Source organism: Elusimicrobiota bacterium (assembly GCA_026388095.1).
In the GTDB taxonomy this organism is placed as follows: Bacteria; Elusimicrobiota; Elusimicrobia; order UBA1565; family UBA9628; genus UBA9628.
The window spans coordinates 81,513-94,113 of the sequence record JAPLKL010000018.1 but is presented as its reverse complement, the minus strand read 5'-3'; the positions used below and the strand labels follow the sequence as shown (position 1 = coordinate 94,113).

15 protein-coding genes are annotated in these 12,601 nt (G+C 67.1%); 4 read left to right on the top strand and 11 right to left on the bottom strand.

Features of this window, described 5'->3' with window-relative positions; genetic code table 11:
- The first annotated feature begins 256 nt into the window (after window positions 1–256).
- Window positions 257–847 (top strand): 4'-phosphopantetheinyl transferase superfamily protein, encoded by a 591-nt coding sequence (locus NTY77_05165; GenBank protein ID MCX5794864.1) that lies wholly within the window; start codon window positions 257–259, stop codon window positions 845–847.
- Between the two features lie 7 nt (window positions 848–854).
- On the opposite strand, the gene NTY77_05160 is transcribed toward NTY77_05165, so the two are convergent.
- Genes NTY77_05160 through NTY77_05150 form a run of 3 tightly spaced genes read right to left on the bottom strand, consistent with a single transcriptional unit; the run spans window position 855 to window position 2,390 of the window.
- Complete coding sequence (locus tag NTY77_05160; protein MCX5794863.1) at window positions 855–1,391, bottom strand: hypothetical protein; 537 nt, start codon at window positions 1,389–1,391, stop codon at window positions 855–857.
- Complete coding sequence (locus tag NTY77_05155; protein ID MCX5794862.1) at window positions 1,388–1,945, bottom strand: hypothetical protein; 558 nt, start codon at window positions 1,943–1,945, stop codon at window positions 1,388–1,390. Before NTY77_05155 ends, NTY77_05160 begins: the two co-directional genes overlap by 4 nt.
- A 31-nt stretch (window positions 1,946–1,976) precedes the next feature.
- A complete protein-coding gene (locus tag NTY77_05150; protein MCX5794861.1) occupies window positions 1,977–2,390 on the bottom strand; it encodes a response regulator in 414 nt (137 codons plus the stop codon).
- A gap of 90 nt (window positions 2,391–2,480) precedes the next feature.
- On the opposite strand from NTY77_05150, the gene NTY77_05145 reads away from it, so the two are divergent.
- Genes NTY77_05145 through NTY77_05135 form a run of 3 tightly spaced genes read left to right on the top strand, consistent with a single transcriptional unit; the run spans window position 2,481 to window position 4,425 of the window.
- Window positions 2,481–3,614: an ATP-binding protein gene (locus NTY77_05145; GenBank protein MCX5794860.1), complete on the top strand. Its 1,134-nt coding sequence runs from the start codon at window positions 2,481–2,483 to the stop codon at window positions 3,612–3,614.
- 2 nt (window positions 3,615–3,616) lie between these two features.
- The gene (locus NTY77_05140) at window positions 3,617–4,204 is read left to right on the top strand and encodes a sigma-70 family RNA polymerase sigma factor (GenBank protein ID MCX5794859.1); all 588 of its coding nucleotides are present in this window, start codon (window positions 3,617–3,619) and stop codon (window positions 4,202–4,204) included.
- Window positions 4,201–4,425, top strand: a complete 225-nt coding sequence (locus NTY77_05135) for a zf-HC2 domain-containing protein (GenBank protein ID MCX5794858.1) — start codon at window positions 4,201–4,203, stop codon at window positions 4,423–4,425. The genes NTY77_05140 and NTY77_05135 overlap by 4 nt, the downstream gene beginning before the upstream one ends.
- Window positions 4,426–4,650: 225 nt before the next feature.
- Here NTY77_05135 and NTY77_05130 read toward each other — a convergent pair whose 3' ends face one another.
- The 8 genes from NTY77_05130 to NTY77_05095 all read right to left on the bottom strand — a co-directional run bounded on the left by NTY77_05130 (window position 4,651) and on the right by NTY77_05095 (window position 12,600).
- Window positions 4,651–5,754, bottom strand: a complete 1,104-nt coding sequence (locus NTY77_05130) for an ABC transporter permease (protein MCX5794857.1) — start codon at window positions 5,752–5,754, stop codon at window positions 4,651–4,653.
- A complete protein-coding gene (locus tag NTY77_05125; GenBank protein ID MCX5794856.1) occupies window positions 5,751–6,872 on the bottom strand; it encodes an ABC transporter permease in 1,122 nt (373 codons plus the stop codon). Before NTY77_05125 ends, NTY77_05130 begins: the two co-directional genes overlap by 4 nt.
- Window positions 6,869–7,789, bottom strand: a complete 921-nt coding sequence (locus tag NTY77_05120) for an ABC transporter ATP-binding protein (GenBank protein ID MCX5794855.1) — start codon at window positions 7,787–7,789, stop codon at window positions 6,869–6,871. The genes NTY77_05125 and NTY77_05120 overlap by 4 nt, the downstream gene beginning before the upstream one ends.
- Window positions 7,782–8,516, bottom strand: coding sequence for an ABC transporter ATP-binding protein (locus tag NTY77_05115; GenBank protein ID MCX5794854.1), 735 nt, complete (start codon window positions 8,514–8,516; stop codon window positions 7,782–7,784). The genes NTY77_05120 and NTY77_05115 overlap by 8 nt, the downstream gene beginning before the upstream one ends.
- A gap of 15 nt (window positions 8,517–8,531) precedes the next feature.
- Window positions 8,532–9,260: an efflux RND transporter periplasmic adaptor subunit gene (locus tag NTY77_05110; protein MCX5794853.1), complete on the bottom strand. Its 729-nt coding sequence runs from the start codon at window positions 9,258–9,260 to the stop codon at window positions 8,532–8,534.
- Window positions 9,261–9,264: 4 nt separating this feature from the next.
- Window positions 9,265–10,611, bottom strand: coding sequence for a TolC family protein (locus NTY77_05105; protein MCX5794852.1), 1,347 nt, complete (start codon window positions 10,609–10,611; stop codon window positions 9,265–9,267).
- Entirely contained in the window at window positions 10,608–11,246 is a 639-nt protein-coding gene (locus NTY77_05100; protein ID MCX5794851.1) for a TetR family transcriptional regulator, read from the bottom strand. The genes NTY77_05105 and NTY77_05100 overlap by 4 nt, the downstream gene beginning before the upstream one ends.
- A 64-nt stretch (window positions 11,247–11,310) precedes the next feature.
- Complete coding sequence (locus NTY77_05095; GenBank protein MCX5794850.1) at window positions 11,311–12,600, bottom strand: L-serine ammonia-lyase, iron-sulfur-dependent, subunit alpha; 1,290 nt, start codon at window positions 12,598–12,600, stop codon at window positions 11,311–11,313.
- Window position 12,601: the final 1 nt, after the last annotated feature.

Genomic DNA, 12,601 nt, shown 5'->3' with positions numbered 1-12,601 from the left:
GATTCTACATTTTTCTTCGGAGGGGGACAACCGGCGAAGGCGGAGCGGCATGACTCCAGGCGTCATCGCCTTGACAAGAGCGGAGATGTCTGTGATACTTAAGGCCAGCATGGATGCAGACAGGACCTCGACGACGAAGAGCCTCGACCGGCCCGCTTAGACAGTGACGAAGCCTTTACTTGGGAATAGCGCGCAGATATATTCGGCCCGTTCTGGGAGCGCTGTTTCCTGCAGTCTTGAGCATGAGTATCTTGCCATGATGCCCCCCGGGGCCCGTGCCTCGATCCTGCGCTACAAGCGTTGGCAAGACAGGCAGGCGGCCCTTTTTGGCAGATTGCTTCTGTTGAGGGCCTTGCGGATGGGCTTTCCTGATGCGGGGATGCAAAAATGGCGATCGCTGGGAGTCACCCGATATGGCAAGCCGTGCATCCCGGGAGGGCCGGAATTCAGTATTTCCCATTCGGGGGGAATGGTGGTCTTGGCAGTGACCCGCAGTGGAGCGGTCGGGATAGATATCGAGAAGATCCGTGCTGTCGATATAGGGGCTTTTTCGCGATACCTCCCTGAGGTCGCGAATCTGCGCGAGAAATATGATGCCGATCATGCCAGCGGCTTTTTTTTCGATTGCTGGACCCAGAAAGAGGCCGTTCTGAAGGGCTATGGGAAAGGTCTCTTGGCGCCTTTGGAACAAGTGGTCATCAAGGAGGGTGCGGCGCTCCTCTATGGGACGACATGGTTCATAAAGAAGCTGCTGATCGATGAGGGGTATTGCTGCCACATCGCGTCTGACAGACTGCTGGAGCATGTCGCTGTCGAACCCGTGGATCTGATGAGCGGTGTTCTTTGATCAGGCTTTACCGGGACGGCTTCGGCGCGCAGCAGTCCGCCAGCGCCCGCCAGCGCTCGATGGCCCGGACCTGGGCCGCGCGCACCTCGTGGGTCATCGGCGGGCGTAGGGGCTCAGGCCAGGGGGTCTCGTCGATGAATCTCAGGAAGCCTCGGGCGGATTCCAGGGCGGCTTGGGCGGCCGCGCCGGCCTGCGTCCTGTCGTCGAGCGTCTTGCAGGCCTGGCTCAGCCGTTCGGCCTCCTTGGCCATCAGCATGACTTCCTGAGATGCCATCCTATACCAGGCATTCATCTCGTTCCAGGCGGGCCGGGCGCTGTTAGCGATCGCCTTGCGGTAGGCCGCGGGCAGATGTTCATCGTAGACTTTGACCGCCACCCGCGCGGCGCTGGACAGCGCTGCGGCATTGGCGGGCGGCGCCACGACCTTGCGCGCGGCCGGCACCGAAGCCTTGAACCACGCGACCGTCTCGGCCAGCTCACCCTGCCCCGCAGAGGCCGAGCCCGCCCAGACCCAGAGCACGATCGCAGTCAGCGGCCGATTCATCTCTGCGCCTCCCGCGCCAGGGGCTTGCACTCCAGCACGAGTCGGGAGCGCCGCAGGACGAGCATCTCGACTTCCACGCCGGGCTTCAGGCAAGGCTCGATGGAGAACATCAGGTAGTAGTGGTCCGGGCCCAACGTCATGTATTGGATCAAAGGCGCCAGGTCCTCGCGGCTCGGGTTGCGCTGGATCGGACCGCGGACAGCGACGGGCTTGTCGCCGCGCCACCAGTCGTAGATGCCGCCGCTGAACGGCGCCGTGAAGTGCCAGCCGAAGATGATGCCGAAGCCGACGCAGATGAGGCGGACGAGGAACCCGAGGACCTTGGCGGTGCCGGCGTATTGCGGTTCGTTGAGCCTGCTGTCGGACCCGAAGACGCTGGTGCGCGTGTCCAAGCCGGACCAAAGAGCGATCAGCGGGACCAGGACGACGTAGCAGCCGATCGCGACCGCCCGGCTGACGGCGCGGGGCAGGCCGGTCAGGTAGATGATGCAGAAGGGCAGGACCAGGAACAGGAGCGCCAGGACCCGGCGGCGCGTGCGCTGCGGGTCGCTCATGGGGCCCGACCGCTCCAGGCCGCCCGGCGGCTCAAGCCTTCGGCTGCGGCGTCCCCTTCAGGGCCGCCTCCAGGATCTGCAGCAACTGCTTGGGCTTGATCGGCTTCTCGATGAATTGGTTGATGGGCAGCCAGGAGTCGTCGCGGTCCTTGTTGGAGAACGTGCCGGCGTAGACGCCTTTCTCGTTGATGGCCGAGAGCATGAGGATGGGGACCTTCGCGGTGCGCTGGTCGCCGCGGAGCTGGCGGGCGATCTCGAAGCCGGCGTCGGGGTTCTCGGGGAACATGACGTCGAGGATCACGGCGTCGGCCTTCTGGGCGGCGAGGTTGGCGACCACGTCCTTCTCGTCGTATTGGGCCGCCACCGCGTAGCCGTGAGCCTCCAGGACGATGCGTATGGATTCGACGATGTTCCGGTCGTCATCCACGATGTAGATCTTTTTCATGAGCCCTCCGCCGGCTTATGCCCCGGCCGGCAAGGAATATTGTGCAATTTTTCGGTATTTATGGTAGCTTTTTCGGAGGGACATCGCGCCATGAAGAAGGATGTGATCGCCGTGGTGGGCGCCGGCAAAGGCGGGACCGCCATCCTGGAGACCTTGCTCAAGATGCCGGACATCGTCATCCGGCACGTCTGCGACGTCGACCCCGACGCCCCGGGCATGAAGGCCGCGCGGGAGCACGGCATCGCGCAGGACCAGGACCTGGAGGCGGTCTGCCGGGACGAGAAGGTGGGCCTGATCTTCGAGGCCACCGGGAGCCAGGCGGTCTACGACAGGATCCTGGCCTTGAAGCATCCGCACGCGCGGGTGATCGGCTCCGAGGACGCGAAGATCATCTTCCACCTCCTCGACCTCCAGCAAGGCGTCTCCGACACGCTGAGCGCCTACAACCTGGAATTGGACCGCCGCGTGCAGGAGCGCACGCGGGAATTGGCGCAGGCCAACGCGACGCTCCAGCAGATCAACAACGAGAAGACGCGCTATCTGATGCACTCCACCCATCAGCTCAAGGCGCCCTTCGCCGCCATCCAAAGCTACATCGACCTGATCCTCGAAGGCTACGTGGGCCGCATCGAGCCCCGCACCCGGGAGATCGTCTTGAAGATGCAGCAGCGCTGCATGCTGCTCAGCGAGGCCATCAAGGAGATGCTGGAATTGGCGAATCTCAAGTCCGTGGTCCGGGAGAACATCAAGATGGAGGAGGCCCCGCTGGAGGGCATCATCTCCTCGGCCGTCCGGCACTTCACGGACCTGGCCGCCAGCCGGAAGATCCGGATCGCCGTGGCGCCCCTGCCGCCGGTGGGGGTGAGCTGCAACCGCAACCAGATTTTGATCCTGCTCTCGACCTTGCTCGAGAACGCCATCCACTATTCTCCGGACGGCTCCGAGATCCGGGTCGCGGCCGCGGCCGCGACCGATTCGGGCCAAGTGGACATATCCGTCCAGGACCACGGCATCGGCATCGAGAAGCATCTGATCGGCAAGATCTTCGACGAGTACTTCAGGGCCAACTCGGCCGTGGCGGTGCACGAGCAGGGCACCGGGCTCGGGCTGGCCATCGCCCGGGAGATCGCCAACATCCACGGCACGATGATCTGGGTGCAGAGCGAGCCGGGCCAGGGCGCCACCTTCTCTTTCCGGCTCAAGACCGCGGCGCCGCAGGAGTGAGCGTGGAGCCCGAGGCGGAGCTCATCGCCAGGAGCAAGAAGGGTGACGGAAAGGCGTTCTCCGCCTTGGTCTCCCGCTACGAGGACAGGATCTTCAACCTGGCCCACAAGGTTTGCGCCGGCATGCCCGCCGAGGCCGAGGACGTCTACCAGGAGACCTTCCTGACCGCGTTCAAGAAGCTCTCGCTTTTCCGCGAGGACTCCAACCTGGGCACCTGGCTCTACCGCATCGCCTCGAACCTCTGCTGGATGCGCTTGCGCAAGAAGCGAGCGGAACCCGTGGTCCCTATACTCGACCATCCTCATCATCATGACGACGAGCCGGACCCGTCCTCCGGCGACCAATTCCGGGATTGGTCCGACGGCCCGGAAGAGCTGTCCCGCAAGAAAGCCCTGCGCCAGGCGGTCGAGGCCGCTTTGGCGGACCTTCCGGTGGACTACCGCCTGGTCGTGGTCCTGCGCGACATAGAGGGGCTTTCGGCCGAAGAGACGGCCAAGGTCATGAAGCTCTCCGTGGCCGCGGTCAAATCCCGCCTGCACCGCGGGCGGCTGTTCCTGCGGGACCGTCTGGACAAGGCGGTGGCGCGATGAAGTGCCGGGAGATGCTGAGGCACCTCTCCGACTACCTCGACCGCGACCTCGACCCCGCCATCTGTCGGCACATCGACTCGCACATGAAGGGCTGCAAGCCCTGCGTGGCCTTCATCAACACCCTGCGCAAGACCGTGGGGGTGCTCAAGCGCCAGCCCCGCGCGGCGCTCTCCGCCGGCCTGCGCGGCCGGCTGCGCAGGCGGCTCGCCCGGGTCGGCTGAATCCTTTTCACCGTGCCGGCATCCAAAGGATAGGATGGAGGTCGCGTCATGATCCTTAGGCTGGTCCTTTTTGCGGCGGGGGGAGGGGCGTGCGGCTATGGATGGTATCGAGCCGTGGGTTGCCCTGACGGTTCCTGTCCGTTCACGCGCAATCCGTATGTCACCGTCCTTTGGGGCTGTTTGATCGGCGTCATGCTGGCCGTCGGCAGGTAGGCGTCGGCCGGCTCAATTCAGCCTTTGCCGGAATCGGCGGTAGCTCGTCGCGCCCACGACGACGGCCATGAGGACGAGCACGGACAGGTTGTAGGCGAAGACTTGGCCGCTGCCGCCCTTGAGCATGATGTCGCGCATGAGCGTCACGAAATACTTGAGGGGATTGAGTTGCGCCACCCACATGATGGCCGGCGGCATGTTCTCGATGGGGAACATGAGCCCGGACATGAGCACGGCCGGGAACAGGAAGAGGAAGCTGCCCAGCATGGCCTGCTGCTGGTTGGCCGATATGGTCGAGACCAATGTCCCCACGCCCACCGTGGTGATGACGAAGACGACCGTGGCCAAGGCCAGCATCCACAGCGGCCCCTGGACCGGCACGCTGAAGATGACCACGGCCGCGGCCAGGATCAGGACCGCGTCGGCCAGGCCCAGGAGGAAATAGGGGATGGTCTTGCCCAACAGGATCTCCCAGGTCTGCAACGGGGCCGCGAGGATGGTCTCGAAGGTCCCCAGCTCCTTCTCCTTGGCCAAGGACATGCTGGTCAGGATGATGGTCACCAGGCACAGGATCAGGCCCATCACGCCCGGAACCATGAAGAGGGAGGATTCCATGGCCGGGTTGTAGAGGACGCGCACGTCCAGCGAGATCCCGGGAGGGGGGGCGCTTGCCGGACGGCGGCGCGGCGCTGCCGCCTGGGAGATGACAGCCGCGGCATAGGACTCGATGCTGCGGGCTTTCGTCGCGTTGGCCGCGTTGACGAGCAGCTGCACAGGGGCGGGGCCGCGTCCCAAGGCCTTGGTCAGGCCGCCGGTCGGAGCGACCAGGACCGCGTCCGCTCGGCCTGAGGCGATGAGCCGGTAGGGATCCTGGCTGTCTGCGGCCGCGGGGACGAACCAGCCGGAGGCGTAGAACCGGTCCGCCAGCTGCCGGGCGGCGGCGTCCGCCGGCGCATGGACCGCGGCCAGGCGTATGCCGCGTATCTCGGTCGAGATGGCCAGGCCGAACACGGTCATCTGTATGATGGGCAGCACGAAGATGACCAGCCGCATGCGCGGGTCGCGCAGGCTCTGGCTGAGCTCCTTGCGGATGAAGGCCAGGATGGTCCGGTTCATGGCTCCAGGTCCCGCTTGAAGCGTTTCGCCGCCATGGCCAGGAGGAAAGCCGCGATGACGCTCAGCCCCAGGATGGGCCGGGCGAGGTCCAGCGCTGCGGAGCCCTGGAGGAAGAGGCCGCGCGATATCATCATGAACCATTTCTGTGAGAGGATGGAGGTGAAGTACTGGAAGAAGGCCGGCATGCTCTCGATGGGGAAGACGAAGCCGGAGAGCAGCAGCGAGGGCAGCAGGCCCGTGATGATGGAGAGCTGCATGGCCAGCTGCTGCTGGCGGGTCGCCACCGAGATGAGCAGGCCCTGGGCCAGGCTCGCGGTCAAGAACAGCAGGCAGAGCAGGAAGTAGAGCAGGTGGCTGCCGCGGAAGGGGACCCCGAAGCCCAGCCGCGCCGCGAGATAGATGAACACCGCGCCGACCAGGCCCAAGGCCAGATAGGGAGCGAGCTTGCCCAGGATGATCTCCCAGGGCCGCACCGGCGTGGAGAGCAGGAGCTCCATGGAGCCGTTCTCCCATTCGCGGGCCACGGTCAGGGCCGTCAGCATGATGGCCAGCAGGCCCATGACGATGACCCCCAGGCCCGGGATGACGAACCAGCGCGTGTTGAGCTCGTGGTTGTAGAGGAACCGCGTAGACAGTGTGATGCGCTCGGCCGGGGCGTCCTGGCCGAGCCTGCTCCGGGCCGCCCGCAGTATGCCCGGCAGATAGCCCAGGATGGCGCTGGCGCGGGTGTTGTCCGCACCGTCCAGGACGAACTGGGCTTGCGCCGTGCGTCCGCCGGCCAAGCGGCTGGCGAAGTCCGGCTTGATCAGCAGGACGCCGCTGGCGCGCGCCGTGTCCAGCTCGCGCAGGACCCCGCTGCCCGGGGCCGGCTCGACGACCCGGAAATACCCGGAGCTCGCGAAAATGTCCGCGAACTGCCGCGATAAGCGGGACTTGTCCGAGTCGCGGACCACGAGCGTGATGTCGCGCACGTCGAAGTCTATGGCGAAGCCGAAGAACACGACCAGGACCAGGGGCAGGCCCAGGGCCAGCGCCAGAGTGAAGGGATCGCGCAGGATGTGGCGGATCTCCTTGCGGGCGACGGCCAGAGCCCGGCCCGGGGAGAAATCGACCTTCATCGCTCGCCTCCCTCCACCAGGCGTATGAACACGTCCTCAAGAGACGGCGCGATGCGCCGCAGCGTGAGCCCGGGGGGGAGGACGCCCGTGAGGCTATCTGCGGCGGCCTCGTCCTTGAGGCTCAGGTGCCAGCGCATGCCGTAGGGCTGGACCGAGAGGACCCCTTCGTGGCCGGCTAGCTTGGCCACCGCCTGCGGATCCTCGCCCGCCGCCTCCAGCATGGGTCCGGGAAAGGCCTGGGACTTGAGCGCCTCCGGCGCGTCCAGGGCGATGAGCCGGCCCGCGCGCATGAGGGCGATGCGTCCGCACTGCTCCGCCTCGTCCATGTAGTGGGTGGTGACGAGCACGGTCTTGCCGGAGCCGGTGAGCCTGCGGATGAGCCCCCAGAACCGCTGCCGCGCGGCCGGGGCCACCCCGGCGGTCGGCTCGTCGAGGAAGATGATCTCGGGGTCGTGCAATATGGCTGCGGCCAGGGCCAGCTCCTGCTTGAGCCCGCCGGGCAGGTCGCGCACCATGGCGTCCAGGGGATGGTCGAAGCCGATGAAGCCGAGCAGCTCCCGGGTGCGCGCGCGCGCCGCTTCCGGGTCCAGCTTGCGCAGGCCGGCCGCGAAGTCCAGGTTCTCGGCCACGCTCAGGTCGTTGTAGAGGGTGAACCTCTGGGACATGTAGCCGACCTTGGCCTTGATCGCGTTGCCTCCGTCCGAGAAATCCAGGCCGGCCACCCGGACTTCCCCGGAGGTGGGCGCCAGGAGGCCGCAGAGGGCGCGGATGGTGGTGGTCTTGCCGGCTCCGTTGGCGCCCAGGAAGCCGAAGATCTCTCCACGCCGAACCGTGAAGGAGACGCCGTCTACCGCCGTGAACTCGCCGAAGCGGATGACGAGGTCCCGCGTCTCGATGGCCGGGGAGGCTTCAGGCACGTGGCCCTCCCTCACGCTTGAGGAATATCTCTTCGAAGCTGCTCGTCTTGGCCTCTTGCAGGACCGCGCGGGGCTCGCCGCTGGCCAGGACCTCTCCGGAGTCCAGCAGATGCACCCGGGCGCAGCGTTCGGCCTCGTCCATGTAAGCGGTGGCTATGACCACCAGAACCTTCTGCTCGGCCAGGCGGTAGAGCAGCTCCCAGAACTCGCGCCGGCTGATGGGGTCCACCCCGTTGGTGGGTTCGTCGAGGAGCACCGCAGCCGGGGATTGCAGCAGCGCGCACATCAATCCGAGTTTCTTGTACATCCCTCCGGAAAGCTGTCCGGCGCGCCGGTCGCGGAACTTCTCCAGCCTGGTGATGCGCAGGAGCTCTTCGGCCCGCGCCCGGTAGACCTCGGCGGGAAGGCGGTAGAGGTCCCGGAAGAAGTCCATGTGCTCGGCCACGGATAGGTCGGGATAGAGGCTCTGCTGCTGCGGCATGTAGGCCAAAAACGGCCTGACCGCGGCGAAGTCAGCCGGCCAGCCCTCCTGCGTGTAAAGGACTTCGCCTTGGTCGGGCCGCAGGAGTCCGATGAGGGTGCGCAGGAGCGTGGTCTTGCCGGCGCCGTCCGGCCCGATGATGCCGTGCAGGAGCCCGGCGGAGAAGTCCAATGACACCCCGGCCAGCGCCTGGTTGGGCCCCAGGCGCTTGCGCAGGCCGCGGACTTCCATGCCGAGCATCGCCATGGCGGTCGCCTCAGCTCAAGCCTTGGGCAGGCGCACCTCCACGGTCATCCCGGGCTTGAGGACCCCGTCCGGGTTGGGGAACCTGACCTTGACGCCGAAGACCAGCCGCGTGCGTTCCTCCCGCGTCTGCACGTTCTTGGGCGTGAACTCGGCCTCGGAGTGGATATGGCTGACGCGGCCCTTGAAGACGCGGCCTTTCATCTCGGGGAGGAGCGCTTCCACCGGCATGTCCAAGGACAGCTTGGCCAGCAGCGGCCCCGGAACGTACACGATGGCCCAGACCTCGCGCAGGTCGGCCAAAGTCAACAGCTTCGTGCCGGGGCTGACGAGCTCATTGGCTTCATGGTAAGTGGCCAGGACCACGGCGTCCATGGGCGCCTTGATCGCGCACCAGTCGAGCCTCAAAGCCGCGTCATCACGCTTGTTGAGGAAGCGGTCGTAGCTCTCCTGGGGCATGACTCCGCTGCGCCGCAGTTCCTGGGCGCGCTTGTAGTCGCGCTCCGCGATGCCTGCGGCGAGCTTGACGTCCTCGCAGGCGAGCTGCACCAAGGACTCCCCGGCGCGCACCTGGCGGCCTTCGGCCGCGTCGAAGGCGGCGATGACCGAGTTCAGGCGCGAGGAGATGTCCACTTCCGTGGCCTCCACGGTGCCGGCGTAGAGGAACTCGCGCCCGCCGAGGAGCTTCCAGGCGGCGAGCAGAGCGACGGCGACGGCCCCCGCGACGACGAGTCTTTTGGGTCTCATGAGATCACTCCTTTTCCGAAAGGCTGGCGAGGATGGCGAGCTGCATCACGAGCTGGGTGTCGGTCCGGGCGCATTGCACCCGGGCTTCGAGCTCGCGCAGGTTGGCGGACTGGACCTCGATGTAGGTCGCCCGCCCGGCCTTGTAGGATTCGTAGGTGAGGCGGGAGAGCTCATGGGCCTCGGAGGCGGCCTGCCGGTTGATCTCCCGCTGGGCTTTCAAGCCGGCGAGCTGGTCCTTGGCCTTGAGCCAGTCCCGGGCCAGGTCCCGCCGGGCCGCCTCCCGCCGCCAGTCGCCGTCCCGGGCCTGCGCCTCGAGCTCGGCGGCCTGCCGCCGCGTGCGGCCGTTCTCGAAAAGGGGCAGGCTGGCGAAGACACCCACGGTGTTCTGGTTGATGGTCTCCAGCACCGGCCCGTTGGGATAGTCGGCGCTGGTCCGTGCGCTGAGCTGCAGCGTGGGCCACAGACCGGCCCTGAGGCTGCGGGCGGCCAAGCGGCTGGAATCCGCCTGGGCCGTCCAGGCGCTCAGGGCGGGGGGGGCCAGGTCCTGCGGCCAACCCTCGGCCGCGGCCAGGGACTGCATCGAATCCTCCGGCAGGTCGAGCGCGACGGTCACGGAGGGGGGCTCCACGTCCGCCGGCAGCCCTGCCGCGGCCGACGCGTCGAGAGGCAACGAAAGGTCGGCCGCGGGCTCCTCGCCGATCAGGGCGTAAAGCTCGCGCAGAGCCCCGGCCAGGTCCGCGCGGGCCTGACGGTACTGGCGCCGCCTCCCCAACACGTCCTGGTGGGCGGAGAGTGAGTCGGTGCGGCTCGCGGCCCCGGCATGCAGACGTTTGGCGATGTCCGCGTGCTGGGATTGGGCCAGGCGCAGGGAATCTCCGAGACTGCGCACGGCCTCCAGGGCGAGCTGGGCTTGGGCATAGGCGAGGCGCAGCTTCAAGCGGACCTGGAGCCCCGTCGCTTTGAGGTCCGCGTCCCGGGCCCGGGACACGGCCTGAGCCGAGCGCCAGGCCTCGCGCAGGACGCCCTGATCCCAGAGAGTCCAACTCAAGGTCGGACCCAAGGAGTAGTTGTCGTTGGCGCCCAAGGCCTGGGTGCGCCCGGCCACAGCCAAAGCCGGGACTTCGCTGATGTACTTGTAGGATGCGTCCATCGTGAGCCGGGGCCAAAGGAGACTCTGCCGGCTTGAGGCGCGTTTCTGGGCGGCCTGCCGGTCGGCTTCAACGGCTTGCAGGAGGGCTGAATTGTGCTGCGCGGCTTCCAGGGCCGCATCCAGGCCGATGCGCAACTGCGCCGGCTCGGCGCAGAGCCGGCATGGACCCAGAACGGCAAGGACCAGGAGCAGAGCGTTCATGGCGCCTCCTTTGCCAAAGCGGCCAGGGCCAGGTCCACCCGGGCCGCGATGGCCTGGTCAGAGGCGAAGACCGGGAAGAGCTCCGGGAGAGTCAGGCCGAAGGGGGTCTTGGCCGCGGACTTCTCGATGATGCCCAGCGCGACGTTGGGCATGGCCGTGGCTCCCAGCAGGAAAGACAATGCCAGAGGCAGGGGCAGACTCTTCAGTTCGCCTCGGCGCTGGCACTCCTGGACCAAGCCGCTGATGATCCCCACGTGGCGGGGGATGTTGGCCTTGGCGAAGCCCGTGACCTCCGGATCTCCTTCGAGCACGTCCCGGACGATGGCGAGGAGGAGCTTGCGGTTGTCCCGGGCGAAGCGGGCCAGGATGATGAGGGCCCGGCGCAGGCGCTGGAGGGCCGGGGCCGCGCCGCCCGACTCCATGCTGAAGTCCTTGAAGAAGTCCTCGTAGATCTCCTGCAGGACCCGGCGCGCGAACTCGCGCTTGCCGCCGAAGTGGTAGTGGAACATCCCCAGGTTGACCTTGGCCGCGGCCGCGACCCGGCGCAGGGTCAGGCCCGAGACGCCGGTCTCCGGCAGAAGCTTGCGGCCGGCCCGTATGAGGAGCTGGTCGGTGTTGCGCGACGGCCTGGGCATGGGGCCTCCTGAACTATACGCATGAGTAATTATACATCCGTATAGTCGTGGCGTCAAGGCCCGATCAGGACCTGGGCCGGGCCTGCTTGTCGAGCATGATGCCCACGATGGTGTGGTCCACCGCGGCCATGCCCACGCTGGAGATGCGGCCGAGGTTGCGGATGGTCTCCTCGGCGCTGCGGCCCACGAAGCCTTCCTGCTCCGTGATGCCGTAGTGGTTGATGCCCATGTAGGCGGAGCGGATGGCGCAGTCCGTGGAGCTGACCACCTTCAGGGCGCAGCCGCTCTTGGCCCCGTCGCAGAGCATCCCGCCCAGGTCGCTGATGACGTTGTTGACCGCCAGGGTGAGCCCGGGGATGTCGCGGCCGTTGCGCTGGTACACGATGGCCGCCGCGGCGCCCACGCCGGCGGCGATGGCGCAGCCGCAGATGGGCGCCAGGCCGCCGGTGAAGAGCTTGACGTAGGCGTTGAGCAGATGGGAGAGGGCGATGGAGCGCAGCACGGTGCGCTCCGGCACGCGGAAGGCCTGCCCCACGTTCCAGGGCACCAGGATGGCCACGATGCCCTGGTTGCCGCTCTCGCCGCTGGACATGACGGGCACGGCGCGGCCGTCCATGCGCAGGTCCGTGGCGCAGGCGGTCATGATCTTCGATGACGAGAAGACGTCGTCGAGCAGGTAGCCCTTGCGCATCAGGTCCTGCAGGTAGAAGCCGACCTTCTTGAGCTTCATGCCCTGCCGCGCGGCGGCCAGGTTCATCTCCACGCCGCGGCGCAGCCAGGCCGCGTCTTTGTCGTCCATGCGCTCGGCCAGGCGCACGAGGTCCGCCAGCGTGCAGCGCTTGAGGCGATCCTTGTAGCGGGCGTCCGGCGCGGCCGCGCCGAGGCCGGAATCGACTATGGTGCGGCCGTCCCTCTCGGCCAGGACCAGGTCCGTGTGGCTGCCCGCGATGACGCAGACCACGCTGTGCCGGCGGCCTTTGAGCCGCGCCTCGACGCGGATGCCCTGGTGGCCGGGCAGGACCCCCAGCTCGACGGCCTGCCGGGCGACGAGCCCCCGGGCCTTGCGCAGGGCCGCGGGCGTGACGCCCCGGAATATCTGCATGTCCAAAGCCGGCCCGGGGATGGACAGGCCGAGGGCCGCGGCCAGGAGGTTGCCTTTGCGGCCTCCGGTGTTGGGCAGGGTCACGCCCATCCCGTTCTTGTAGGTGCCGGGGTCGAGCAGGAATAGGCCCTCCTGGGCGGGCTCGCCCAGGAGCTTGGCGGCGTGCGCGGCGCAGAGGGCCACCGTCACCGGTTCGGTGCAGCCCATGGCCGGGTAGACCTGCCGCTCCAGGACTTCTTTGAGGAGGTTCACC